21 protein-coding genes are annotated in these 24,257 nt (G+C 69.3%); 7 read left to right on the plus strand and 14 right to left on the minus strand.

All coding sequences use genetic code 11. From position 1 onward, the window contains the following. Positions 1 to 5 precede the first annotated feature (5 nt). The 4 genes from ACO073_RS18540 to ACO073_RS18555 all read left to right on the plus strand — a co-directional run bounded on the left by ACO073_RS18540 (position 6) and on the right by ACO073_RS18555 (position 4,693). On the plus strand, positions 6 to 1,496 hold the full coding sequence (locus ACO073_RS18540; RefSeq protein ID WP_421999172.1) for a gamma-glutamyltransferase family protein: 1,491 nt from the start codon (positions 6 to 8) through the stop codon (positions 1,494 to 1,496). Continuing rightward, a complete protein-coding gene (locus ACO073_RS18545; protein ID WP_421999173.1) occupies positions 1,472 to 2,605 on the plus strand; it encodes an ABC transporter substrate-binding protein in 1,134 nt (377 codons plus the stop codon). The genes ACO073_RS18540 and ACO073_RS18545 overlap by 25 nt, the downstream gene beginning before the upstream one ends. A 254-nt stretch (positions 2,606 to 2,859) precedes the next feature. Continuing rightward, positions 2,860 to 3,846 (plus strand): TRAP transporter substrate-binding protein DctP, encoded by a 987-nt coding sequence (gene dctP / locus ACO073_RS18550; protein WP_421999174.1) that lies wholly within the window; start codon positions 2,860 to 2,862, stop codon positions 3,844 to 3,846. Positions 3,847 to 4,009: 163 nt separating this feature from the next. Further along, positions 4,010 to 4,693 (plus strand): TetR/AcrR family transcriptional regulator, encoded by a 684-nt coding sequence (locus tag ACO073_RS18555; RefSeq protein WP_421999176.1) that lies wholly within the window; start codon positions 4,010 to 4,012, stop codon positions 4,691 to 4,693. Here the strand turns inward: ACO073_RS18555 and ACO073_RS18560 are convergent. Then, positions 4,679 to 5,164 carry an SMP-30/gluconolactonase/LRE family protein gene (locus ACO073_RS18560; protein WP_421999177.1) on the minus strand — a complete coding sequence of 162 codons (486 nt, stop codon included), beginning with the start codon at positions 5,162 to 5,164 and terminating at the stop codon, positions 4,679 to 4,681. The two genes, ACO073_RS18555 and ACO073_RS18560, sit on opposite strands and share 15 nt — an antisense overlap. After that, positions 5,161 to 5,541 (minus strand): SMP-30/gluconolactonase/LRE family protein, encoded by a 381-nt coding sequence (locus ACO073_RS18565; RefSeq protein ID WP_421999179.1) that lies wholly within the window; start codon positions 5,539 to 5,541, stop codon positions 5,161 to 5,163. Before ACO073_RS18565 ends, ACO073_RS18560 begins: the two co-directional genes overlap by 4 nt. A 33-nt stretch (positions 5,542 to 5,574) precedes the next feature. Between ACO073_RS18565 and xth the strand changes: the two genes are divergently transcribed. Beyond that, positions 5,575 to 6,378, plus strand: a complete 804-nt coding sequence (gene xth / locus ACO073_RS18570; protein WP_421999181.1) for an exodeoxyribonuclease III — start codon at positions 5,575 to 5,577, stop codon at positions 6,376 to 6,378. 74 nt (positions 6,379 to 6,452) lie between these two features. Here the strand turns inward: xth and ACO073_RS18575 are convergent, their stop codons facing one another. The 4 genes from ACO073_RS18575 to ACO073_RS18590 form a co-directional block, all read right to left on the minus strand. Next, a complete protein-coding gene (locus tag ACO073_RS18575) occupies positions 6,453 to 8,729 on the minus strand; it encodes a catalase (RefSeq protein ID WP_421999182.1) in 2,277 nt (758 codons plus the stop codon). 69 nt (positions 8,730 to 8,798) lie between these two features. Continuing rightward, the gene (locus ACO073_RS18580) at positions 8,799 to 10,088 is read right to left on the minus strand and encodes a DUF763 domain-containing protein (RefSeq protein WP_421999184.1); all 1,290 of its coding nucleotides are present in this window, start codon (positions 10,086 to 10,088) and stop codon (positions 8,799 to 8,801) included. Then, on the minus strand, positions 10,069 to 10,809 hold the full coding sequence (locus ACO073_RS18585; protein ID WP_421999186.1) for an endonuclease/exonuclease/phosphatase family protein: 741 nt from the start codon (positions 10,807 to 10,809) through the stop codon (positions 10,069 to 10,071). Before ACO073_RS18585 ends, ACO073_RS18580 begins: the two co-directional genes overlap by 20 nt. After that, complete coding sequence (locus tag ACO073_RS18590) at positions 10,806 to 12,908, minus strand: VTT domain-containing protein (protein WP_421999189.1); 2,103 nt, start codon at positions 12,906 to 12,908, stop codon at positions 10,806 to 10,808. Before ACO073_RS18590 ends, ACO073_RS18585 begins: the two co-directional genes overlap by 4 nt. A 146-nt stretch (positions 12,909 to 13,054) precedes the next feature. On the opposite strand from ACO073_RS18590, the gene ACO073_RS18595 reads away from it, so the two are divergent. After that, entirely contained in the window at positions 13,055 to 14,125 is a 1,071-nt protein-coding gene (locus tag ACO073_RS18595; protein ID WP_421999190.1) for a hypothetical protein, read from the plus strand. 4 nt (positions 14,126 to 14,129) lie between these two features. On the opposite strand, the gene ACO073_RS18600 is transcribed toward ACO073_RS18595, so the two are convergent. The 8 genes from ACO073_RS18600 to ACO073_RS18635 all read right to left on the minus strand — a co-directional run bounded on the left by ACO073_RS18600 (position 14,130) and on the right by ACO073_RS18635 (position 22,072). Further along, a complete protein-coding gene (locus tag ACO073_RS18600; RefSeq protein WP_421999192.1) occupies positions 14,130 to 15,332 on the minus strand; it encodes a hypothetical protein in 1,203 nt (400 codons plus the stop codon). Then, entirely contained in the window at positions 15,329 to 15,949 is a 621-nt protein-coding gene (locus ACO073_RS18605; protein WP_421999194.1) for a tetratricopeptide repeat protein, read from the minus strand. The genes ACO073_RS18600 and ACO073_RS18605 overlap by 4 nt, the downstream gene beginning before the upstream one ends. Next, positions 15,946 to 16,869, minus strand: coding sequence for a vWA domain-containing protein (locus ACO073_RS18610; RefSeq protein WP_421999195.1), 924 nt, complete (start codon positions 16,867 to 16,869; stop codon positions 15,946 to 15,948). The genes ACO073_RS18605 and ACO073_RS18610 overlap by 4 nt, the downstream gene beginning before the upstream one ends. Continuing rightward, complete coding sequence (locus ACO073_RS18615; RefSeq protein ID WP_421999196.1) at positions 16,866 to 17,858, minus strand: VWA domain-containing protein; 993 nt, start codon at positions 17,856 to 17,858, stop codon at positions 16,866 to 16,868. The genes ACO073_RS18610 and ACO073_RS18615 overlap by 4 nt, the downstream gene beginning before the upstream one ends. Continuing rightward, on the minus strand, positions 17,852 to 18,295 hold the full coding sequence (locus ACO073_RS18620; RefSeq protein ID WP_421999197.1) for a DUF4381 domain-containing protein: 444 nt from the start codon (positions 18,293 to 18,295) through the stop codon (positions 17,852 to 17,854). Before ACO073_RS18620 ends, ACO073_RS18615 begins: the two co-directional genes overlap by 7 nt. After that, the gene (locus tag ACO073_RS18625; protein WP_421999199.1) at positions 18,292 to 19,230 is read right to left on the minus strand and encodes a DUF58 domain-containing protein; all 939 of its coding nucleotides are present in this window, start codon (positions 19,228 to 19,230) and stop codon (positions 18,292 to 18,294) included. Before ACO073_RS18625 ends, ACO073_RS18620 begins: the two co-directional genes overlap by 4 nt. 31 nt (positions 19,231 to 19,261) lie before the next feature. Beyond that, positions 19,262 to 20,902, minus strand: coding sequence for an arylsulfatase (locus tag ACO073_RS18630; RefSeq protein ID WP_421999201.1), 1,641 nt, complete (start codon positions 20,900 to 20,902; stop codon positions 19,262 to 19,264). Between the two features lie 195 nt (positions 20,903 to 21,097). After that, a complete protein-coding gene (locus tag ACO073_RS18635) occupies positions 21,098 to 22,072 on the minus strand; it encodes an AAA family ATPase (RefSeq protein ID WP_421999203.1) in 975 nt (324 codons plus the stop codon). Positions 22,073 to 22,522: 450 nt separating this feature from the next. Here ACO073_RS18635 and ACO073_RS18640 point away from each other — a divergent pair, with 450 nt between their 5' ends. Then, on the plus strand, positions 22,523 to 24,163 hold the full coding sequence (locus ACO073_RS18640) for an arylsulfatase (protein WP_421999205.1): 1,641 nt from the start codon (positions 22,523 to 22,525) through the stop codon (positions 24,161 to 24,163). The last annotated feature ends 94 nt before the right edge of the window (positions 24,164 to 24,257 follow it).

The following is a 24,257-nucleotide window of genomic DNA, read 5'->3' on the forward strand; positions in this document are numbered from 1 at the left end:
TCGTGGTGGCCCAGAACTCCCGGGCCGCGGAGGTCGGGGCGGAAATCCTGCGCCAGGGCGGCAACGCCATCGACGCCGCCGTCGCCACGGGCATGGCCATCGGTGCCCTGGAGCCCTGGATGAGCGGCATCGGCGGCGTCGGCTTCATGACCCTCTGGAGCGCCAAGGACCGCCGCTGCTGGACCATCGACTACGGCCCGATCTCGGCCGCCAAGCTCGATCCCGCGGTCTACAAGATCGTCGGCCCGGGCCCGGCCAATCCCTTCGCCTGGCCCGACATCCTCGAGCAGCGCAACGAGGTGGGCTACCATTCGATCGCCGTCCCGGGCATGGTCGCCGGCCTGGGCAAGGCCCTGGAGCGGTTCGGCACCCTGCCTTGGCAGACCGTCATGGCGCCGGGCACGGCGATCGCCAAGCGGGGCATGGAGCTCGACTGGTACATGCAGGTCATGCTGGCCCAGGGCGCCCGCGACCTCTCCCGGTTCCCGGCGTCACGCGCCGCCTACCTGTGCGACGACGGCCGCGTGCCGATGATCGACTGGCAGGCCAACGTGCGCCACATCAAGCTCGGCAATCTCGGCGAGACCTACCAGCGCCTGAGCGACGGCGGGCCCCGCGCCTTCTACGAGGGCAGCCTGGCGCGCGACATCGCGGCCGACCTCCAGGCCGGCGGCTCGGCCATCTCGGTGGACGACCTTGCCGCCTACGAGGCGCGCGTCGTCGACCCTCTGTCCTTCGAGCATCACGGTACGACCATCAACGTCGCCGGCGGCCTGACGGCCGGTCCGACGCTGAAGCGCACCATCGAGCTGACCGGTGCCGCCACCCGGGGCTCGGGTGCGCCCGGCGCCGACTTCTTCGTCGCCATCGCCGAAGGCATGCACCGCGCCTACCAGGAGCGGCTCACCAGCCTGGGCGACAAGCCCACCAACACCTGCACGACGCATTTCTGCGCCGCCGATTCCGAAGGCAACATGGTCGCGCTGACGCAGACCCTGATGTCGCTTTTCGGCTCCTGCGTGATGCTGCCCAAGACCGGCATCACGATGAACAATGGCATGCTGTGGTTCGATCCCGAGCCCGACCGTCCGAACTCGATCGCCGCCGGCAAGCGGCCTCTGTGCAACATCTGCCCGGTGGTCGTGACCAAGGACGACCAGCCGTGGTTCTGCATCGGCGCGTCGGGCGGCCGGCGCATCGTCCCGGCGGTCACGCAGCTATCGCTGATGCTGATCGATCGCGGCATGGACGTGGAAGCCGCCTTCCACCAGCCGCGCGTCGATGTCTCCGGCGTCGGTCCGATCCGCGTCAACCGCGACCTGCCGGACGAGGTAAAGAAGGCGATCGCCGGCCGCCTGCCGATCGTGGAGGTCGGCAACCATGTCTCGCCGCTGGGCTTCGCCAATCCGTCGTGCATCGTGCGGGACCCGGCCAGCGGAAATCTGACCGGCATGAACGAGGTGATGTCGCCATGGGCCGGCGGCGCAGCGCAGTAGCCGCCCTCCTCGCCCTCCTCGCCGCAGCGCCTGCCGCGGCGCAGGACGTGCGCCTGCCGGTGCTGGTGCCTCTCACCGGCTTCGTGGCGCTGGAGGGGACGAGCCAGCGCAACGGCGCCCTGCTGGCGGCGAGCCGCCTGCACGACGTCGCGTTCAAGCCCGACGTGCTCGACACGCAGTCGACACCGGAAGCCGCCGTGACGGCCTGGGAGCGGGCCATGGGCGGCCCGCTGCCGCCGGCGGTCATCGGGCCGATCCTCGGCACGCAGATGCTGGCGCTGCTGCCGCTGGCGCAGGAGCGCGGTGTGCCCCTGCTGACGATCTCCGGCACCGCGCGCCTGTCCGAGCTCGGCAACCCGTGGTTCTTCCGGTTCTTTCCCAGCGACGCCACGGTGAAGGTGGCGCATGCGCGCTACGTCGTGGAGAAGCTCGGCGCCAGGCGGCCGGCCGTGATCTACCAGAGCACGGCCTATGGCCAGTCGGGACGTGCGCAGCTCGCCAAGACTCTGGCCGAACTCAAGGCACCTCCAGTCCTGGAAGAAAGCGTGGCGCCGACGGTGAACGACTTGTCGCCCGCCCTGCTGCGCGCCAAGGAGGCCGGCGCCGATGTCATCGTGCTGCACCTGCATGCGCCCTCGACCGTGCTGGCGGTCCGCCAGGCCCGCCAGCTCCTGCCCGACATCCCGATCGTCGCGGGCTCGGCGATGCATCAGCCGGCAACCGCCGCCCTGCTCGAGCCCGGCGAACTCAAGGGCGTGTGCGCCGAAACCGCCGCATCGCCGAACTCGGCGACCGACGGCCCCATGCACGACTTTCTCGTCGCCTACCGGGCGGCCTATGGCGGTGACCCGGATGCCTTTGCCGCCGCCCAGTACGACGCCGTCGGCATGCTGGCCGAGGTCGTGGCGTCCCTGCGAAAGGCCGGCCAGACGGTCACGCCCAAGGCCGTCCGCGAGGGCCTGGCGACGGGCACATATCACGGGCTGGTCACAACCTACCGGTCGGATGGAAAGGGCAACATGGCGCACGAAGCCGTGATCGTCTGCTATGACGGACAGAACCGGACGCCCAAAGCGGCGGCGCGCTATACCATCTCTCCCGCCGGCTAGAACGGCGCGAAAATCGCCGGAATCGCCCGTAATTCCGCCCTGTTCCGGCGTTGCGCGCGGCCGGCGCGCCGGGGCGGAGATGCGACCGGTAAAAGCCACTCCGCGCGAGCCACATCACGCCTTCGTTGCATGATCTCCGGAGATGCTGGTGAGGCACGCAGCCAGTTGCACCGCGGGCCGGCGCCCGCAACCCGTGCGCGATCGAGGACGTTTTCTCCCCGTCAAATCTGCAGTCCGTCCTAAGGATCGATGGGATGAAGTCACATCTTCGATCGCACCGCCTCGTGACGCTGGCGGCAGCGCTCGCCACGCTTTTGGGCGCAGCGGCACAAGCGCGCGACATCCGCTCGTCCGATGTCTTCCCGTCCGGCTATCCTACCGTCCAGGGCGTCGTCGAGATGGACAGGCTGATGCGGTTGCGAAGTCACGGCAGGCTGCGCATCACCACCATCGGCCAGAACGACCAGGATACCGAAAGCTACACGGTTGCCCAACTCATCAGCGGTGCGCAGGAGATGGCGAGGGTCAACCTCTCGGTGCTGTCCCGCATCGCCCCGCCGACTGCCGCTCCCTCGCTGCCCTATCTCTTCGAGAACGAGGAAGAGGCACGACGCGTCCTCGACGGGCCGATCGGCGATGAGATTCTGGCCTCGCTGCAAGCCGAGGGGCTTGTCGGCCTGTGCTTCTACGACGGTGGCCCGCGCGATTTCGTCAGTGACATGCGCGCGATCCGCCGACCGCAGGATCTGAAGGGGCTCCGAATCCGCGTGCAACAGTCCGACCTGTGGTCCGAGCTGCTGCGCAATCTCGGCGCCACGCCGGTCACGATCCCGTCCAGCCGCGTGCGTCTCAGCCTCGAAACGAAAGTCGTGGACGGCACCGAGAGCAGCTGGCCGGCCTACGTATCGACCCGCCAGTACAATGTTGCCCGCTATTTCAGCCGGACGCGCCATTCGATGGCGCCGGGCGTGATCCTCTTTTCGAAGAGGATCTGGGACACTCTCACAACCGAGGAGCAATCCATCATCCGGCGCGCCGCGCGAGACTCGGTACCGGTCATGCGCCGACTGTGGGACGAAGAGCAGACCGCGAGTCGCGCAGCGGTCGAGGCCGGCGGTGCCACGATCGTGGCGAATGTCGACCGCGAGGCTTTCGCCCAGGCATTCGTGTCCCTCTATCCCCGCGTCATCGCGAACGAGCAGCTTAGAAAGCTCGTGCGTCGCATTCGCGACAATGATTGATTCTGCTGCATTTTGTTGGCGTACGAACGACCATGTGCTTCAATGCAGTGTGGGTGTGACAAGTGAAGAACCAAAGGGGCCGGGCAGGCGTCGACGTCTGCCAGCCGGCAGCATGGTTCCGGTAGATGGCAGGCGACAGCGCAGCGTCCGGACACGGATTGCGATGATCGAGGCGTTCCTCGATCTTCTGCGCCAGAACCAGACCGTTCCTACGTCACGCGAGGTAGCTGCCCGTGTCGGGTGCTCCAAGCGTCTCGTGTTCGAAAGGTTTGCCGACTTCCGGGAGCTCGCGGTCGCGAGTTTCGACCATGTGCTGGCGCTGGGCCTGTCTACGCCGGTCGGAGACATGCCGAGCCGGGACCGGCGCGTGCGAATCGACTTTCAGGTGCGTGTCCGGGCAACGAACTGCGAGCGATGGCTGCCGCTGTGGCGCGTCCTGCTGCGAACGCCGGCGAGCCGGGTCGAAGATCTCGCGACCCGGATGAATTTGGTGCGCCAGATGACTCGGGCTCGCATCGAGTTGATGTATGCGACGGAGCTGGACTCACTTCCCGTGGAAAGCCGCGAGATCACGGTCATCACCCTCGAGGCGCTGATGGACTATGAGGCCTGGGGCCGGCTGCGGGAGCACTACGGACGTTCCTTCGAGGATGCCTGCGCGATCTGGAAGTCGGCGGTCGACCGGATCCTGCCGCCGTCCGCCGAGGTCTCGGCAGTGACGGAGAACGAAGCCGTCGAGACCGAGGCGGAGGCTGCCATCAGTGAGGAGGCGGAGTCCGACGAGCCCGCGGACGAACGCCTGTCCGTCGTCCCCAACGAGCCCGACGACAGCTCACTGCATTGCTGAGTGCCTGCGGACCCGGGCCGGCGGCAACGCGAGGCCGGGCGTCTCGACCCGCATCCGGAAGATGCTGCCGCAATTCTCGCCGGGTCCGCCGCGCGAGCCGGTGACGATATAGAGGTCGCGCAGATCCCCGCCCCCGAAGCACAGGCTGGTCACCATCGGCAGCGGGATCGCGATGTCGCCGCGGTGGCTTCCGTCCGCCTCGAACACGGCGACCCGGCCGCCGTGGGCGTCGGCCACCCACACGGATCCGTCGCTCGCCACCTTCAGCCCGTCCGGCACGCCGGCCGCTCCGAGATCGGCGAACCGGCGCCACTGTCCCACCGTGCCGTCGGCCGATACGTCGTACACCCGCACGAGCGGGGCCCGGGCATCGCTGTGATAGAGGCGCCGCCCGTCCGGCGAGAAGCCGAGTCCGTTCGTCAGGAGGACGCCGTCGGCCACCGTCCGCGCGCCGCCGTCGACATCGATCACATGAAGTTTCCCCGGTTTCGGCGTCTCGCCGCCGAAGACCCGGAAGGACGCGACCCGACATAGATCCGTCCGGTTCGGTCGGTCGTGAGGTCGTTGAACCCGGTCGCGCCGGGGACCTGGTCGAGCGACAGGAGCTGCCTTGCAGGGCCGCCCTCCCCAGGCAGCCAGGCAATATCGCGACCACCGACCACCAGCCCTCCGTCGGCGTGAAGGGCCATGCCGCCGATACCCCGCCGCTTCGGCACCGCAAGGCTGATCCCGCCCGCCGCATCGAGCAGATGCACACCGCCGTTCAGCACGTCGCTGAAGTAGAGTCCGCGCGCGGCATCCCATACCGGACCTTCGATCAGGCCATAACCCGTCGCCACGCGTTGCATGCGTCCTCCCTCGATCGCCACCGTTGACCGAGCATGAAGATCGCCACCTTCAACATCAACAACGTCAACCGTCGGCTACCGAACCTGCTCGACTGGCTGGACCGCGCCCGTCCCGACGCCGTCTGCCTGCAGGAGCTGAAGGCCGCCGACGCGGACTTCCCCGCCGCGGCGCTCGCGGCGGCGGGATATGGAGCGGTCTGGCGCGGGCAGAAGACCTGGAACGGCGTGGCCATCCTCGCTCGCGGCGCGACGCCAGTGCTCATTCGCAACGCCCTCCCCGGCGACGCGACCGACATGCAGAGTCGCTACATCGAGGCCGCGGTCTCGGGCACCGTCGTCGGATCGATCTACCTGCCCAACGGCAATCCCCGCCCCGGCCCGAAGTTCGCCTACAAGCTCGACTGGTTCGCTCGCCTGCAGGCGCACGCCCGTACTCTGCTCGACAGCGGAGCGCCGGTCGTGCTGGCCGGCGACTTCAATGCCGTGCCCACCGACCTCCACATCGACATCTATTCCATGCGGTCGTGGAAGGACGATGCGCTCGTGCAGCCCGAGACGCGCGCCGCCTATGCCGAGCTGCTCGCCCAGGGCTGGACGGATTCTCTGCGGATGCTGTTTCCCGAAGCGCCGATCTACACCTTCTGGGACTACAAGCGGCGGCGCTGGGAGCGCGACGCCGGGCTGCGCATCGACCATCTCCTGCTCTCGCCGTCCGTGCGCGACCGGCTGAAGGAGGGCGGCGTCGACCGCGAGGAACGCGGACGGGAGGGCGCGAGCGACCACGCCCCCGCCTGGATCAGCTTGAAGCGCGCACGCCGGTCGCGCCTCTTCGGCTGACGCGCCGCACGATGGCGGGGAGGCGACGGCGGCGCGCGAGGCCCGCCGTCCGCCGCCCCGTCACCACCGAGGCGTCAGGCCGGCTTCAGCACGGAAACCCGCCGCGGAAAGCGATGCTGCCGGAGGTTCTCGACCAGGCCTTCGCCCAGCGCCCCGCCCTCTGCGATCGCCAGCCCCTCGGCGTCGGTCGGCACGCCTGCGGCCTTCAGGAGGACTTCGGCGTCGCGCGCCACGGCGATGGGCTTGCCGTGCCGATAGGCCTCGTGAAGGAACCGCTGCGCCAGGGTCATCTTCGCGAGAGCCTCGCCGATGCCGGTCGGCACGAGGACCGCGTCGTAGACCACCGAGGGCGCGTTGGGCGCCGCGCGGTTGACCTTCATCGGCCCCTCCGAGGCCGCGACCGTCCCGGCCCGCGGACCGATCGTCTCCGGCACCAGCTCGGCCGCCTTGAGCGCCTCGAGCAACCCTTCGACCTCGGCGGTGTCGATCCCGTCGCCGACCAGGACCGCCACTTTGCGGCCTTTGATGGTCGGCGGCGCCTTGTCCATGCTGAGCGCCGGCGACTTCAGCCGGGCGGCGTTCTTGCGCAGCGGGCCGGACGGCGTGGGCGCCGAGGGGGTCGGCGCCTCCGGCGTGCCCGCAGGCTTCACGGCGAGGCCGGTCGCCTCCGAGACCATCTTCGCCAGGTCCGCGTGGATGTTGACCAGGATCTCGTTCATCACGCGGTTGCGCACGCCCTCGTCGACCACCTGGTTGAGCTCGAAGGAGAAGGCGCCGGCGATGTGGTCCTTCTCCCAGTCGCTCATGCTGTTCCAGAACTGAGTCGCCTGGCTGAAATGGTCGGCGAAGCTCGGGCTGCGCTCGCGCACCTTGTTGCCCGTCTCGCGCACCGCGACCGAACGGAACGCCGCCGCGGCGGCCGGCGAGTGCATCGGGCAGCCGCCGCCCAGGCTGTTGGGGAAGTAGGCGACCCGGCCCTTGTTGATCGTGACCCGGCCGAATCCGTCGCGCTGGTTGTTGTCGACCGGCCGCAGCGAGCGGTTGATCGGCAGCTCGTGGAAGTTCGGGCCGACGCGGCGAAGCTGGGTGTCGATGTACGAAAACAGCCGGCCCTGCAGCAGCGGATCGCTTGTGAAGTCGATGCCGGGGATGATGTGGCCGGTATGGAAGGCCACCTGCTCGGTCTCGGCAAAGTAGTTGTCGGGATTGCGGTTGAGCGTCATCTTGCCGACGATCTTCACCGGCACCTGCTCCTCCGGGATGATCTTGGTCGGATCGAGCAGATCGAAGCCGAACTTCTTCTCGTCGGCCTCCTCGACGACCTGAAGGCCGAGCTCCCATTCCGGATAGTCGCCGGCCTCGATCGCCTCGAACAGGTCTCGTCGATGAAAGTCGGGATCCTTGCCGGAGATGAGCTGCGCCTCCTCCCAGACCGTCGAGCAAATGCCCTTCAGTGGCTTCCAGTGGAACTTGACGAAGCGCGACACGCCTTCGGCATTGACCAGCCGGAACGTGTGGACGCCGAAGCCTTCCATGGTGGCGAGGCTGCGCGGCAGCGCGCGGTCGCTCATGACCCACATCAGCATATGGGCGCTCTCGGGCGTCAGCGAGGCGAAGTCCCAGAACGTGTCGTGCGCCGACGCGGCCTGCGGGATCTCGTTGTTCGGCTCAGGCTTCACCGCATGGATGAGATCGGGGAACTTCACGGCGTCCTGGATGAAGAACACCGGCATGTTGTTTCCGACGAGGTCCCAGATACCGTCCTGGGTGTAGAACTTGACCGCGAATCCACGCACGTCGCGCGGCGTGTCGCTCGAGCCACGCGAGCCCGCGACGGTGGAAAAGCGCACGAACACCGGCGTCTTCACGGCGGGGTCCTGGAGCGGCGCCGCCATCGTGAGGTTCGCCTGGCTCTCATAGACCTGGAACACGCCGTGGGCCGCGACGCCGCGGGCGTGCACGACGCGCTCGGGAATGCGCTCGTGGTCGAAATGCGTGATCTTCTCCCGCATCAGGATGTCCTCGAGCAGGCTGGGCCCGCGGACATTGGCCTTGAGCGAGTTCTGGTCGTCGCTGACGCCGACGCCCTGGTTGGTCGTCATCTCGGCGCCGGGCGCCATCGTGTCCTGGCGCAGGTCGAAGGTCTTGTCGGTCTCCTGGGTCGGTGCGGGCCCGGCGTCCATGGGCGTGACCTGGCCGGACGTGCGCGGCGGCGCGGGCGGCAGCGTTTCGCCCGCGGGCGCCGCGAGGCTGTCGGGGCGGGCGCTACGGCCGGCCGGCTTGCCGGGCATGGGCTTGCTGGACGCGGGCTTGCTGGAGGGCTTGCTGGTCTTGGCGCGCGGTGACGGCATGAATATCCCCTTCGTGTGACGTGTCGACCGATTGCCGGTCGAAGTCCGAGGACGAACGCCGTCGGTGCTTTAGAGTTCCTCTAAAGAAGGAAATTCGACGACCGATCGCCCGTCGAGGTCCTGCGCGGGCGCTTCGACGCCGAAAACGCTGCGCCCTCCGTACCCGGGCGACGCTCGCCGCTCCTCGGCGATCAGCGTTTCAACGTCGGGACCGCGGGCATGCCGGTCGAGGCGTCGCGCCTCGACGTCCAGCCGCTTGATCGCTCCCAGCACCTCGTCGCGTCCCAGCTTGGCCTGCCCGACGGCGGCCTTCAGCACGCGGATAGTCTCGTCATAGACGCGGATCGGCACCGGGAAGGGATGCCGGTCCTTGCCGCCGTGAGCGAACGAGAAGCGCGCCGGATCGGCGAAGCGATAGGGCGCCCCATGCACCACCTCGGACACCATCGCCAGCGCCCGCACCGTGCGGGCGCCGACGCCGGGCACGAGCAGCAGCTCGGCGAAATCCGCGGGGCCACGATCGGCCGCAGCCGCGAGGTTGCCGTGGAGGCGCCGCAGGTTCACATCGGCCGGCCGGACATCGTGATGCGCCGGGAGCTCGAGGTGCGGCAGCGCGAGCTGGTCGGCGGGCGCCGGAGCACGCGCCCTGCCCTCGCCCAGCTTCCCGAGTTCGCTGGCGATGCGGTCCGGACCCAGGTCCCGCAGCAGGTCGAGCTGGCTCTGGCGCGAGGCGGCCGCCCGCGCGTCGGTCAGGTTGACGATCGTGCCCTCCCCCTGTCCCTCGATCGCCGCGTGCGGCCGGTCGACAAAGCTCGTGAGGCCTTCCGACAGCCAGTGGTAGCGGCGCGCCTGCCGGTTGGCGTCGTTCATGCCCTGCTGGACGACCGTCCACTTGCCGTCGTCGGCGACGATGAAGCCGTGCAGGTAGAGACCGTAGCCGTCTTGGACGGCGGCGCTGTCGACCTTGGCGACCAGGCGGCTGGCGGTCGCGAGCGCCGGGCCGTCGAGTCCCACCCTCTCGCCCACCGCGACCAGCTCGGCGGGCGTCAGCCGGGAGTGCCGGCCGCGGCCGCCGCAGACATGGAGGCCGAGCTCGCCCTCAAGAGGCTTCAGGCCGCGCTTCAGCGCGCCCAGCACGCTGGTGGTGATGCCCGACGAATGCCAGTCCATGCCCATCACGGCGCCGAACGACTGGAACCAGAAGGGATGGGCGAGCCGGCGCAGCAGCTCGTCGCGGCCGTAGTGATGGACGATGGCCTGGCTGATGACGGCACCCAGCCGCGTCATGCGGTCGGCGAGCCATCCGGGCACCCGGCCGCCATGCAGCGGGAGGTCGGCGCTACCCGTCCGTTGGACCATGGCGGAGCATCGCGATGTCGCCGATCACCGGCAAGTGGTCGGACAGGGCACGCGCCTCGGGATCCGTGTGGCTGCGCACCAGCGCCTCGCGCGGCCACGTATAGAGCCGGTCGAGATGGAAGAGCGGCCAGCGCGCCGGGAACGTGCTCTGCCGCGAGTAGCCCGGCAGGGCCCGCTGCAGGCAGCGGCGCACCGAGCCGGCCCAGAACCAGTCGTTGAAATCGCCCAGCGCGACCGTGGTGGTCCGGAGCGTCCCCAGCATCTTCAGCAGCGCGGTCGACTGGCTGCGGCGTTCGCGCAGGCTCAGCCCGAGATGGGTGGCGATCACCCGCAGCGGCCCGCTCGGCGTCAGCACGTCGGTGCAGATGGCGCGCCGCGGCTCGCGGTTGCCGAACGACAGGTCGTGGATCTGAGTATCGTGCAGCGGCCAGCGGCTGATCAGGGCCTGGCCGTACTCCCCGTCTGCCGTCGTCACCGTCTTGGCGCCGATGCCGTGGCCGCCCAGCGCATGCTGCAACACCTCGAAGGGATTGCCGACATCCGCCGCGCGCGCCCGCCGTGAATCGACCTCCTGGAGGGCGACGATGTCGGGCCGGTGGCGTCGCACCAGCGAGACCACGCGGGCGAGGTCGAAGCGCGGGTTGCGGCCGACCGCGCCGTGGATGTTCCAGGTCATCACGCGCACGAGACCCTGGGCCGGCCGGTCATCGGCTTCCGTCAAGAGGCGCGGCCCCGTCGCTGCGAGAGGAGGAACTGCGCGCCGAATGCCAGGGCGAGATAGGCGACGATGCAGAGAACGAGGACCGAGATCTCGCCCAGGCTCGGATCGGTAACCGCCCGCACGATGCGGTCGCCGACGAACGACAGCAGGGCCAGTCCGGGAGCGAGCCCGATCAGCGATCCCGCAACGAAGTCCACCAGCGAGATGCCGGCGGCGCCGGCCGCGAGGTTGACCAGCGTGAAGGGGGCGACGGGCACGATGCGCAGCGTGATCACGGTCAGCAGGCCGCGCGATCGCACCCCTTCGATCGCCCGCTTCCACCGCTGGCCGAGCAGGCGCGCCAGCGCGTCGCGGCCGATGAGGGAGCCGACCAGGAACATCAGCACCGCGCTGGCCAGGGCGCCGACCGCCGAGTAGGCCATGCCGAGCCACGGGCCGAAGGTGGCCGCGGTCGCCAACACGAGGATGTTGAGCGGGAACACCATGGCGCCGGCCAGCACGAACACGAGCACGACCATCGCCACCGCCCAGGGCTCGTCGCGGCCGGCCGCCAGGAACTGGCCGATGCGCGCCGGATCGGCGACCTCGGAAAGCGACGTGAACTTCCAGGCGAGCGCGAGGCCGATGATGAAGAGCGCGGCCGCTGCGGCGGCCATGAGCGCCCGTCCCGGAACGAAACGGCCGACGAGATGGCGCAGCAGCCGCGGGATGCGCAGCGGACGCGCCGGATCGGCCACCTTCTCGACCAGCCGCGAGACGGTGTCCTCGTCCGGCTCGCCGTCGTCGATCGGCCGCAGGCGGTGGCCGCGATCGCCGAGCTCCAGCGCCGCGCGGACCAGGGACCCGTGGACGGAAAGCGCTTCGGCCACCTGCTCGGCGCCGACGCCGCAATGCTCGCCGAGCAAGCGGTTGCGCATGCCGACGATGGCCGAACGGTCACGGTCGGTGCGCGCCTCGATGGCCAGGTCGCATTCGGTGTCGGCCCCCATCGAACGGTTATTGAGGTTGGCCGAGCCGACCCGCAGGAACCAGTCGTCGACCACCATGACCTTCGAATGAATCATGGTGTCGGTCTTCTTCCCCTCCTGCTCCACCGCCGGATAGAGCAGGCGGACGCGGTCGCCGCCGGCGCCGTGGACCCGGCGCCAGAATCGGATGCGGCCGTTGCGCATGGTGCGCCGCTCGACCCAGGAATCGTGGCTGCGCGGCGCCACCATGACCAGTTCGAGCTGTGGCCGCTCGCGCAGGCGCTGTGCCAGGCGGTCGGCGACCAGGGGGGCGCTCAGGAACTGGTTCTCGATATAGATGGTGCGTTCGGCCCGGGCGATCGACTCGACGAACAGGGTCTCGACCTCGCGCACGGCCTCGTCCCCGTTATAGCGGGGCTGGGTGCGGGCGATGCCGATCTCGACGTCCTCGAACTGCGGATGCACCGCATCCGGCCACGGATCGCCGCAGGGTTCGATGGCCGGCCGGTCGCCGTTGGCCCGGCACCAGCGTTCGCGCGCCAGCTCCGCCAGCGCCCGCGCGGCATCGCCGTCGACCATCATCTGCACGTCGTGGAACGGCCGGTACGGCTCGCCCGCCGGATCGACGCGGTGCGGGTTGATGGCGTCGTGCGCGCTCGTGTCCCAGCGCCGGATGGTGAGGTCGAGGCCACCCGACATCGCCACGGCATCGTCGACGACGATGATCTTCTGGTGCTGGGAACTGCCCAGCGGCACCGTGTTGTCGAGGCAGAGGGTGATGCGCTCCGGCGTCTGCCAACCCAGCGACAGGCGCGGAAGCAGCTCGCGTTCGCCGGCATAGAGCAGCGAATAGTCCCAGAGCAGGAGATGTACCTCGAGCTCGGGGCGGCGCTCGACCAGGGCGGAAAGGAAATCGGCAACCCCTGCCGGCAGGCCGTCGTCAGGCTCGCCCGCAGCCCCCACGAGCCGCGTCCGGCTGTCGATGTCCCAGCCGACGATCAGGATGCGGCGCTGCGCCTTGAGGAACGCTGCTCGCGCCGCGGCGTAGAAGTTGGCGCCATCGACCAGGACCGCCGCCCGGCTAGCCCGCTCTTTCCGCCAAACGGTCTGGTCCGGTCTCAGGATCGTCATGGCGCATCAACGCACGAGCGGCCATTTGGTTGTGCGCCGCCGGCAGGGCCCGCCGCGCCCACGGGCAAATTCACGGCTCCCTTCGCCGGGAAGGACGCTATAGTGCCCTCCGGGCGGAGCCCGCAGAAACGGCGAGGGAGGCAGTGATGGCGTACAAGATCCTGATGTTGGGGGCGTCCTACGGCTCCCTCCTCGCGTCGAAGATCCTGTTTGGCGGCCATTCGGTCCATCTCATCTGTCTGCCCGCCGAGGCCGACCTGATCAACAGCGAAGGTTTCCGCGTCCGCCTCCCGGTCCGCGGCCGCAAGGATCCGGTCGAGATCGATTCGCGCAAGCTGCCGGGCAAGGTGACGGCCGGCGGCACCGCCGGGGTCGATCCCGGCGACTACGATCTGGTCGGGCTGGCCATGCAGGAGCCGCAGTACCGCTCGCCGGGCGTCCGCGAGCTCCTGGACGCGGTCGGCAAGTCGCGGGTGCCCTGCATGTCGATCATGAACATGCCGCCGCTCGCCTACCTGCGCCGCATCCCGGGCCTCGACTGCGACAAGCTGAAGCCCGCCTATACCGACGCCTCGGTGTGGGACAGCTTCGATCCCGAGCGCATCACCCTGAACAGCCCCGACCCCCAGGCCATCCGCCCGCCCGAGGAGAAGGTGAACGTCCTGCAGGTGACCCTGCCGACCAACTTCAAGGTCGCGCGCTTCAAGGACGCCAAGGCGACTGCCATCCTTACCCAGCTCGAGAAGGACATCGACGCCATCCGCTTCGACACGCCGGAGGGCAAGATCGAACTGCCGGTCAAGCTGCGCGGCTACGACTCGGTGTTCGTCCCGCTCGCCAAGTGGGCGATGCTGCTGGCCGGCAACTACCGCTGCGTCACCGAGGACGGCATGCGGACTGCGCAGGAAGCGGTGCACAGCGACATCGAGACGTCGCGCTCGGTCTACAATTTCGTGATCGACCTCTGCGTCAAGCTGGGCGCCGACCCGAAGGACCTGGTACCGTTCGAGAAGTACGCCGCCGCCGCCCAGAGCCTGGTCCGTCCGGCCTCGGCGGCCCGCGCGCTCAGCAACGGCGTGCCCTACATCGAGCGCGCCGACAAGCTGGTGCAGCTCATCGCCCGCGAGAAGGGCATGAGTCATCCCGAGATCGACCGCGGCGTCGCCCTGGTCGATCGCCGCCTCGAGGCCAACCGCAAGAAGGCCGCAGCAGCCTAGAGACTCACGGATTGAGCGCCGGCAGAACGGCGGCGGCCGGCGGCGCCTGAGCGCGACCGCGCCAGGCCGCCAGCCCGTCGGCAAAGGCGCGCGAGGCCGCCGGCGACCAAGGGCGACCGGCGAAGACTGCAAGCTCGACCTGCTCGGCGAAAGGCGCCAGGTCGGCCGGCTGCGCGACCCGCTGGCGCCAGGTCGTGAAGGCCCCGTAGATCGCGTGCGCGTCGCCGCCGCGGCACGCGTGCCGCAGCTCACGATAAGCGCTCCCTTCCGAGGCCTGCCATCGCGTGCGGCGGGCCACGATCGCAGCGCGGATCCGCGGCCCCGACCAGCCGGCGAGGGCCAGCAGGCCGGCCGCGGTGGTCGCGACATAGATCCAGAGGGCGAGGCGCGCGTCGCGCGACGCCGGCGTCGCGACGGCCGCGACGGCGACGGTCACGCCCTGCCCCTCGGCCTGACGCAGGCGCTTGCCCGCGAGATCCCACCAGGGCTGGACCACCGCCTCGATCGGGAAGGAGCCGCCGCGCTCGAAGACGTAGGTCGCCCGGTCGGTGCGCTGCCCCGTAAGGTCGCCGCGGTTGAAGCGGTCGTCGATCTGCGGCGGGTCGACATAGACCCGCACGCCGGCCGGCGCGGCGAAGGACAGGTCGAGCATCGCCATTCCGGGAATGTCGGCGGCCTGCCGGGTGATCGTGCGCACCAGCGCATCGCCGGCCTTGAACGTCCCGGTCGGCGCAGGTTGCCAGCGTTCCGTCAGCGTGAGGCTGGACGTGGCGACGACCGGCTTCGACGGGTCGACACCGGGCGGAACGGTGACGTCGAGGGTGACGGGACTCCCCTCCACGCGGCCGGTCTCGCCGCCGGCACGGTCGAACAGCGTGACCTGCGGCGCCGGGATCTCCAAACGGCCGCCGCGTCGCGGGAACAGGGCGAACTCGAAGCGCTGCCCGATCCGGTCCTCCTCGTCGACCCGCTCGTGCAGCGTCGTGGCCTGGGTCTCGTAGCGCAGGACCTGGGCGCCCGGCATGTCGGGCAGCGCGACCCGCGGCGGCCGGGGCATGCCGCCGGCATAGAGCACATCGACCAGAAGCCTGACGTGCTGGCCGATGACCACGTCATGGTCGGGCTTGAGCGTCGTGCGCACGATCACCTGCGCGGCGGCCGGCCAGGCGACCGACACGAGCGCAAGCGCGAGCAGCAACGGTCTCACGGCGTCTTCTCCTCGAGCTGGTAGGCGAACCGCGCCCTCAGGAAGTCGGCCGGCCGTGTCTGCACGCGCTTCAGCCAGAGCGCGCGCACGGCCTTGTCGCTCATCGGCGCGCCCTCGACCCGCGTCTCCTGCCCGTCCTGCCGCTTGGCGTCGCGGTCGAAGATGATCTGGTCGGCGCCCAGGCGCTGGTCGCCGGCATCGCCGCCGGCCTGGCGCACCCGCTCGGCGCGCAGGCGGGCGAGGGTCCGGTTGGCCTCCGCATCGGCCCAGCCCGGCCGCAGCGCGAGCGCGCGGTCGAAGCGCGCCACCGCCTCGTCGTACTTGCCGAGCATGATGAGCGCCGTGCCCTGGTCGTAGGCGGCTTCGGCCGTGTCGAGGCCGCCGAAGGCCTGCGCCGCTCCCTTGAAGTCGCCGGCGCGGAAGCGGGCGACGCCCTGCCACATCGGATCGGCGAAGGCGGCCGCGGCCTCGGCGTAGCGCCCCTCTTCCATCAGGTGTCTGCCGCGCTGGTCGGGTGTCGACCAGAGATTGCCCCAGCCCACGATCCCGCCGGCGGCCGCCAGCGCCACGGCGGAAAGGGCCGCGATCGCGCCCAGGCCGGTGAAGAGCGGCCTCATGCCGGCAGGACCCAGCCGCGCCGGAACCACAGCAGGGCCATCAGGGCGATCAGCGGCGTCAGCCAGTAGCCCGCTTCCTGCCACCGCTCGGCCGAGCCCGGCACCGGCGCGCCCGGCGCCTGGGCCAGCCGCCGCGCGATCGTCGCCACGTCCTCGCCATCGACCGTCGTCGACACGAGCCGCGCGCCGAGGGCCGAGACGGAGGCCGCCAGGTTGGTGTCGGCAGCCACGGCCTGCGGCGGTGCCGTGGCGAGAAAGGTCACCGGCACGCCATCCGCCGCCCCGCGCAGGCGCTCGGCCTCGCCCGGCGCCACCGTATCGGCGACCACGACGATGGAGCCGCCCTGCCCGCCGTCCTCGAGGGTGCGAGCGGCAAGCTTCACCGCGTCGGCAAGGTCGTCGCCCTCGCGCGGCATGATGGCGGGCGAAAGAGCACCCGCCATGCCGGTGACGACCGAGGGGTCGGCAGTCGGCGGCAGGACGAGATGCGCCGAACCGCTGTAGGCGATCAGCCCCGACGACAGGCCGTCGCGCGCCTTGAGCACATCGGCGATCTTCTGGCGGGCCCGATCGAGGCGCGTCGGCGCCAGGTCGGTCGTCGTCATCGACGGCGTCACGCGCAGAACGAACATCGCCGGCGGCACCTGCTCGCCGAACGGCGACGGCAGGCGCCGCCATGTCGGCCCTGCGACGGCCACGACGACGACGAGCGAGGCCAGCAGAAGCACGTCGTGCGGTGCGATCCGCCGTTCGCCACGGCCTACGACCAGGAACTTCAGCAGGTCGGGATCGATCACAGACCGCCAGCGCCGCGTCGTGTCGCCGGCGTTGCGGACGAACCACCAGAGCGCCGCCGCGGGCAGCAGCAGCAGCAGGCCCCACGGCCGCAGCAGATGGAAGTTGGCGGCGAACTCGCTCATGCCGGCACCTTGCGCGCCGCTCTTGGCCAGCGGATCAAGGGTAACGCCTGGCCCAGCATCGTCACCACGGCCAGCGCCAGGAGGGGCAGCCAATAGAGCTCGCGGCGCGGCTGGAAGCTCACCGTGTCGACCTTGTGCCCCTCGACCGCATCGAGCCGGCGGTAGATGTCGGCAAGCTGTTCGCGGTCGAGCGCCCGGTAGAAGCCGCCGCCGGTGATGCGGGCGACGTCTTTCAGCGCCGCCTCGTCGAGCTTGTCCTCGCCGGCCGCCGCGGGATCGCCGACCGCCACCGTGTGGACGGTGATGCGCTGGTCGTGCGCCACGCCGGCGGCCTCCGCCGGCGGCACCTGGCTTCCGGTATCGTTGCCGTCGGTCAGGGCAATCATGGTGCGCGCCGGCGCGGCGGAATGGGCGAACAGGGTGACTCCGAGACCGATCGCGTCGCCCAGCGCCGTGCGTGGCCCGGCCATGCCGACCTGCATCTCCTGCAGGAGCTTTCGCGTCAGGTCGAGGTCGGTCGTGAACGGCACCAGGGTGAAGGCGGCATTGCCGAACACGACGACGCCGACACGGTCGCCCTTGCGGCGGCTGAGGAAGTCGTCGAGCACCTGCTTCACCGCCGCCAGCCGGGTCACCTTCTTGCCCGCCACGTCGGTGAAGTCCTCCGTGTCCATCGAGCCCGAGAGATCGACCAGCAGCAGCAGGTCGCGCGCCGGCTTGTCGTGATGCACGGGCGGCTCGACCCATTGGGGCCGCACCAGCGCGGCCACCGCCAGCAGCCAGGCGAGCACCAGCACCGCCGTGCGTCCCGCGCCGCGCCGCCCGACGACGACCCCGGCGCGCGGCTGCTGGCCCGTGAGCGACGCCAGACGGGCGAAGAACGGCACCCGCACGCCGGCACGACGCTCAGCGCGCGCGGGCGCCAGCCACCAGACGAGCAGCGGCAGCGGCAACAGGAGACCGAGCCAGGGATAGGCGATGCTCAGCATCGGTGGTCCCGCAGCCAGGCCCGGGCCGCCAATCGCGCCCCGTCCTGCTCGCTCGCCGTCGCCGAACCGCCGAAGGCAAGGGTCTCGATCGCCCGGCCCGGTCCCGAGGAGAACGCCGTCGTTCGACCGCTGCGGTCGAGGAAGGCGAGCCATGCCTCGCCGCTCAGGGGCGCCACTTCGGCGCGCGGCCAGGCCACCAGCGCGGCGCGCTTCAGCACCGCCGAGATGTCCGAGGCCGCGGCGTCCGCCAGCATACGCAGCGCCTCGCGGCGATAGGCATTGCGCCAGTAGCGTTGCACCCCCGCCAAGACCACCAGGAGGACCAGGGCCAGGAGAGCGGCCGCGAGTACCCACCAGCCGGGCGCCGGCGGCCACAGGGATACGTCCGGCGGCAGGGCGAGGTCGCGCAGGTTGGCGAGGTCGGCGGGGTCGTTCATGCCGCCCGCCGGCGGTGGGACAGCCGGTGGCCCAGCAGCTCGCGCATCTGGTCGGCGACGTCGCGATGGGTCGTGATCGGCAGGACCGGGATGGCGTGGTGCAGGGAGAAGCGCTCGACACGCGCCCGTTCCGCGGCGGCCTCACCGGCAAAGCGCCGGCGCAGCTCGCGCGCCGACAGGTCGATCTCGACCTGCCGGTCTCCCTCTGCCAGGACGGTGCGACCGATGTCCGGCAGCTCGGCTTCCAGCGGATCCTGCACCAGGATGGCCAGCGCATCGTTGTGCGCGGTGATCTCGGTCATGGACCGCACGGTCTTCCCATCGGCGCCGGCCATGTCGGAGATCAGGCACACCAGCCAGTCGTGATTGGCGAGCCGCGCCGCGTGCCGCAGCGCGGCGTTCAGCAGCGTCGCGTCTGGCGGTGGCCCTTCCGCCGACAGCAGGCGGTTCTGGCGCACGACCTCGGCCAGGATACGGCGCACGCCCGCCTCGCGCGCCCGCGGCCGGATCTCGACGAAGCCATGCTCGGAGAAGACGATGGCGCCCACGCGGTCGCCGAGCGAGGTCACGCGGAAGGCCGCCAGGGCCGCGGCTTCCGCCGCGGCGACCGACTTCATCGCGTGGCGGCTGCCGAAGAACATCGACTGCCGCTGGTCGACCAGCAGGAGCACGCTGCGGTCGCGTTCCTCGGAGTAGACCCGGACATGCGGCTCGCCCCGGCGGGCCGTCGCCGCCCAGTCGATGGTGCGCGTGTCGTCACCCTCGAAGTAGTGGCGCAGCTCCTCGAAATCGAGGCCTCGGCCGCGCAGCCGCGAGGCATGGCGTCCCGTCAGCAGCGAGTGCACCGGCTGGCGCGGCAGGAAGCTGAAGCCGCGCGCACGATGGCGCAGGCGCGTCAGTTCATCCAGGGCGACGGTGGCGCGCGCCCCTGCCATCTTCAGCCGGTGACGTCCCCCGCGCGCCGGCTCATCGTGGCGCCAGGGATTCGAGCTGTTTCAGCCGCCTCAGCGCCGCCTGCTGCTGCAGCAGGCTGTAGTTGATTCCCGCCGCATTGAGCGAATTGCCGAGCTGGTAGGGATACTGGTCGAAGTCGGCGAAGAAGTCCTTGATCTTCGACTGGATCGGCACCAGCAGCCAGATCTGGCGGGCGAAGAAGTCCATGGCGTTGCCGCCCTCCTTCAGCCCCCGCTCGTAGGGATCCATGCGCAGGTTGGTGATCATCGCCCAGGACGGCACCTCGCGCAGCGCCGTGGCGATGTTGCCCTCGGACGACACAGCGAAGCTGACCTTCCAGTCGTTCCAGCGGATGGCATTGAGATTGCCGCCCTGGTCGAAGTAGTAGATCGCATCGCGCGGCCCGGTCTTCTCCTCGCCCTTGAAGAAGGGCAGGAAGTTGTAGCCGTCGAGATGGACCTTGAAGGTCTTGGATCCTGCCTGGAAGCCGGTCTTCATCTTCTCCTTGATGTCGGGCAGGCCGGCGGCCGCGCAGAGCGTCGGGAACCAGTCGAGCAGCGAGATCGGCGCATTGACCTGCGTGCCGGGTTTGATCACGCCCGGCCAGCGCACCATCATCGGGATGCGGAAGCCGCCTTCCCAGGTCGTGCCCTTCTCGCCGTGGAACATGGTCATGGCGCCGTCGGGCCACAGCGCGATCTCGGCGCCGTTGTCGGTCGTGTAGAGCACGATCGTGTCGTCGGCGATCTTGAGGTCGTCCAGCAGCTTCAGGAGCTGGCCGACATGCCCGTCATGCTCGACCATGCCGTCGGCGTGGATGCCCATGCCGGTCTTGCCCAGCGATTCCTTCTTGAGATGGGTGAAGACGTGCATGCGGGTGGAGTTGAACCAGCAGAAGAATGGCTTGCTGGCCTTGCTCTGGCGGTCGATGAAGTCCTTGGCGGCCGCCAGGAACTCCTCGTCCACCGTCTCCATGCGCTTGGTGTCGAGCGGGCCCGTGTCCTCGATCTTGCCGTCGGCCGAGGACTTGATGACGCCGCGCGGGCCGTACTTCTTCCGGAACTCGGGATCCTTGGGATAGAAGTAGCCCTCGGGCTCCTCCTCGGCATTGAGGTGGTAGAGGTTGCCGAAGAACTCGTCGAACCCGTGCGCGGTCGGCAGGTGCTTGTCCTGGTCGCCGAGATGGTTCTTGCCGAACTGGCCGGTCGCATAGCCCTGCGTCTTCAGCACGTCGGCGATGGTCGGCATCCAGTCCTCGATGCCGTGCGGATCGCCCGGCATGCCGATCGTCAGCAGGCCGGTGCGGAACGGCTCCTCGCCGATGATGAAGGAGGCGCGGCCGGCCGTGCAGCTCTGCTGGCCGTAGGAATCGGTGAAGATCGCGCCTTCGGCGGCGATGCGGTCGATGTTGGGCGTGCGATAGCCCATGAGCCCCATCGTGTAGGCGCTGATCTGCGGAATGCCGATATCGTCGCCGAAGATCACCAGGATGTTGGGCTTCTTGCCCGTCGAGGGCGTGGCCTGCTGCGCCTGGGCCTGCTGCACCGCGCCACCGGCGGCCAGCGTGCCGACTGTGGCGAGGGCAGTGCCCGCGAGCAGCATGCGGCGCCGGCCCGTGCCCTTCCCTTCGTCGATCTTGCGTTCTTCGCTCATGATTCACCTCGTCCATCCAAGCGACCAGAGATGCGGCATCTCACGATGCCTCGAAGCTACGCGCACAAGCCGACACGGCACCCCGATACCCACGAGGATGCAGACAGGCTAGCAACGGCGAGGCCGCGACACCAATCCTTTGCACGGAGCGAACATGCGCGGCGCATCGTTTTCGATGCAGTCTCTGCATCGTGCTCACCCCGCCACGGCGACTTGCCGGACGATCTCGTCGATGACCTGATCCTTGCCGATGCCATCGGCCGCCGCCTCGTAGCTCAGCGTCACGCGATGGCGCAGGCAGTCGTGAGCGACGTCCTGGACGTCGGCCGGGAGGACGTGGTCGCGCCCCCGGAGCCACGCCAGCACTCGCGAGCAGCGGTCGAGCGCGAGCGAGCCGCGCGGACTGGCGCCGATGGTGATCCAGTCCTTGAGCCTGTCGCCGAAATCGGCCGGCCGCCGCGTCGCGGCGACGAGCGCCACGATGTAGTCCTCCACGGCGGTGACGCTCTTCACCGCGTCGATCTCGGCGCGCGCGGCGAAGATCGCCGCCTGCGGCACGGGTGGCGGTGGCGCCGCCTTCGCCCCCTGCGCCGCCTCGCCGCGCACGAGCTGGAGCACCTTCACCTCGTCGGCGTCGCTCGGATAGTCGATACGCACGTGCATCAGGAAGCGGTCCATCTGCGCCTCGGGCAGCGGGTAGGTGCCCTCCTGCTCGATCGGATTCTGGGTCGCAAGCACCATGAAGAGGTCGGGCAGCGCGTAGCGCTTGCCGGACACCGTGACCTGCCGCTCCTCCATGGCCTCGAGCAGCGCCGACTGGACCTTGGCCGGCGCGCGATTGATTTCGTCGGCCAGCACCAGATTCCCGAAGATCGGACCCTGGCGGAACTGGAAGGTGCCCGCCCCCGCGCCCTGGCTGAGATAGATCTCGCCGCCGGTGACGTCGGACGGCAGCAGGTCGGGCGTGAACTGAATGCGACTGAATTGCGATTCGAGCGCCCGCGACAGACTCTTGATCGCGCGTGTCTTGGCGAGGCCGGGCAGGCCTTCGACCAGCACGTTGCCGTTGGCAAGCAGCGCGACGACGAGACGCTCGACCACCCGCTCCTGGCCGATCACCGACTGGTTCACGCGCCGCTGGATGTCCTCGATCTGCTCACGGGCTGACATGGCATGCTCGACGTCCGTAGGCCGGCCCGGACGGTGACAATGCACCGTCGGCCATCACTCAAGTGGTGGCATGGCTCCCGCCCTCGGTGCAAGACCCGTCTCGCAACGCCACGCTCAGCCTCGAGGACCACAGCACACTCTCCAAGTTTTCAAACCGCATGGCTCTCGGCACGATTGCATATCTCCCGTGGAGTTGGGAGACGGATGGTGCGTGCTTTGGGGATTCGCCGTAACCTCGACACGTCCTGGTAAACGGACTTGGATGGTATCGCATTCTTGAATGTGAGCACGGCGAGCGATGTCGGCCGTCGTCCAATCCCGCATCCGTCGATGCGCGGAAGTTATTGGACTGAAAGCGGGTTCGGCTCGACCTTGAAATCCATCCAGCGGCCGAACTCCGGGCCCTGCGTAAGCGCGTGCGCGTCACTCCACCTTGCGAGGAGACTCTCTATGAGCACAGAAACTCCCAGCGGCCCTTCGCCGACGCCCTCTCCGCGCGACGTTGGGCGGCGCAATATCCTTCTCGGCGGCACCACGCTGGCCGGCGGCGCGGCCTTTGGCCTGGCGCCCACTCAGCTTGCCCAGGCGCAAACCCCACCAACGTCCCAACCTTCGGGAGGCGGCAAGCAGCCCAATGTTCTCGTGATCTGGGGCGACGATATCGGCATCTGGAACATCAGCCACAACAGCCGGGGCATGATGGGTTACGAAACGCCCAACATCGACCGGATCGCCCGCGAAGGACTGGCCTTCACCGACTACTACGGCCAGCAGTCCTGCACCGCCGGCCGCGCCGCCTTTCTCGGCGGCAACGTCCCGGTGCGGACCGGCATGACCAAGGTCGGCCTGCCCGGCGCCAAGGAGGGCTGGCAGAAGACCGACGTGACGATCGCCACCGTCATGAAGAGCCGCGGCTATGCGACCGGCCAGTTCGGCAAGAACCACCAGGGCGACCGCGACGAGCACCTGCCGACGCAGCACGGCTTCGACGAGTTCGTCGGCAACCTCTATCACCTCAACGCCGAGGAGGAGCCGGAGAATCGCGACTACCCGAAGGATCCCGAGTTCCGCAAGAAGTTCGGCCCGCGCGGCGTGATCAAGGCCACGGCCGACGGCAAGATTGAGGACACGGGCCCGCTGACCAAGAAGCGCATGGAGACGATCGACGAGGAGACGCTGGCCGCTGCCGTCGACTTCATCGACCGCCAGAACAAGGCGGGCAAGCCGTTCTTCTGCTGGTGGAACGCCACACGCATGCACTTCCGCACCCACGTGAAGAAGGAGCACCAGGGCATCTCGGGTCCGGACGGCGACGAGTATCACGACGGCATGGTCGAGCATGACGGCATGGTCGGCCAGCTGCTGAAGAAGCTCGACGATCTCGGCATCGCCAACGACACGATCGTCTTCTACTCGACCGACAACGGACCCCACTACAACACCTGGCCCGATGCCGGCACGACGCCGTTCCGCAGCGAGAAGAACTCGAACTGGGAGGGCGCCTATCGCGTGCCGGCCTTCGTGCGCTGGCCGGGGCAGTTCCCCGCGGGCAAGACCCTGAACGGGATCGTCAGCCACGAGGACTGGCTGCCGACGCTAGCCGCCGCGGCCGGGGATCCCGATATCAAGGACAAGCTGCTGAAGGGCGTCCAGCTCAACGGACGCACCTACAAGAACTACATCGACGGCCACAACATGCTCGACTACTTCCGCGGCCAGGCGAAGGAATCGCCGCGCAAGGAGTTCATGTACGTGAACGACGACGGCCAGGTCGTGGCCATCCGCTACGATGCGTGGAAGGTCGTTTTCCTCGAGAATCGCGGCCAGGCCTTCGAGGTGTGGCGCGAGCCTTTCGTCGAGCTCCGCGTCCCGCTCCTGTTCAACCTGCGGCGCGACCCGTTCGAGCGGGCGCAGCACAATGCCACCGTCTACAACGACTGGTTCCTGTCGCGGGCGTTCATCATCGTGCCCCTGCAGGCGTTCGCCACCAAGTTCCTCCTGTCGATGAAGGATTATCCGCCCAGCCAGACACCGGGATCCTTCAATCTGGAGAAGGTGCAGAAGCAGCTCCAGTCCGCGAGCGGCGGATAGGCTCGCCGAGGTCGCAGCCCTGGCGGGGGCCAGGGCTGCGACCACAGGCGGTCACCGCGGTCCGTCGCACCGGCATGGGCGCGGCTCGAAAGCC

It is taken from the genome of Reyranella sp. (assembly GCF_965229815.1).
Lineage (GTDB): Bacteria > Pseudomonadota > Alphaproteobacteria > Reyranellales > Reyranellaceae > Reyranella.

Bases quoted from the DNA above. Each gene is read 5' to 3' on its own strand.
- ACO073_RS18625 (WP_421999199.1), bottom strand. From the start codon at position 19,230: ATGGCAGGGGCGCGCGCCACCGTCGCCCTGGATGAACTGACGCGCCTG.
- ACO073_RS18590 (WP_421999189.1), bottom strand. From the start codon at position 12,908: ATGACGATCCTGAGACCGGACCAGACCGTTTGGCGGAAAGAGCGGGCT.
- ACO073_RS18545 (WP_421999173.1), top strand. From the start codon at position 1,472: ATGGGCCGGCGGCGCAGCGCAGTAGCCGCCCTCCTCGCCCTCCTCGCC.
- ACO073_RS18605 (WP_421999194.1), bottom strand. From the start codon at position 15,949: ATGAGGCCGCTCTTCACCGGCCTGGGCGCGATCGCGGCCCTTTCCGCC.
- xth (WP_421999181.1), top strand. From the start codon at position 5,575: ATGAAGATCGCCACCTTCAACATCAACAACGTCAACCGTCGGCTACCG.
- ACO073_RS18640 (WP_421999205.1), top strand. From the start codon at position 22,523: ATGAGCACAGAAACTCCCAGCGGCCCTTCGCCGACGCCCTCTCCGCGC.
- ACO073_RS18580 (WP_421999184.1), bottom strand. From the start codon at position 10,088: ATGGTCCAACGGACGGGTAGCGCCGACCTCCCGCTGCATGGCGGCCGG.
- ACO073_RS18575 (WP_421999182.1), bottom strand. From the start codon at position 8,729: ATGCCGTCACCGCGCGCCAAGACCAGCAAGCCCTCCAGCAAGCCCGCG.
- ACO073_RS18630 (WP_421999201.1), bottom strand. From the start codon at position 20,902: ATGAGCGAAGAACGCAAGATCGACGAAGGGAAGGGCACGGGCCGGCGC.
- ACO073_RS18595 (WP_421999190.1), top strand. From the start codon at position 13,055: ATGGCGTACAAGATCCTGATGTTGGGGGCGTCCTACGGCTCCCTCCTC.
- ACO073_RS18610 (WP_421999195.1), bottom strand. From the start codon at position 16,869: ATGAGCGAGTTCGCCGCCAACTTCCATCTGCTGCGGCCGTGGGGCCTG.
- ACO073_RS18615 (WP_421999196.1), bottom strand. From the start codon at position 17,858: ATGCTGAGCATCGCCTATCCCTGGCTCGGTCTCCTGTTGCCGCTGCCG.
- ACO073_RS18565 (WP_421999179.1), bottom strand. From the start codon at position 5,541: ATGCAACGCGTGGCGACGGGTTATGGCCTGATCGAAGGTCCGGTATGG.
- ACO073_RS18555 (WP_421999176.1), top strand. From the start codon at position 4,010: ATGATCGAGGCGTTCCTCGATCTTCTGCGCCAGAACCAGACCGTTCCT.
- ACO073_RS18635 (WP_421999203.1), bottom strand. From the start codon at position 22,072: ATGTCAGCCCGTGAGCAGATCGAGGACATCCAGCGGCGCGTGAACCAG.
- dctP (WP_421999174.1), top strand. From the start codon at position 2,860: ATGAAGTCACATCTTCGATCGCACCGCCTCGTGACGCTGGCGGCAGCG.
- ACO073_RS18620 (WP_421999197.1), bottom strand. From the start codon at position 18,295: ATGAACGACCCCGCCGACCTCGCCAACCTGCGCGACCTCGCCCTGCCG.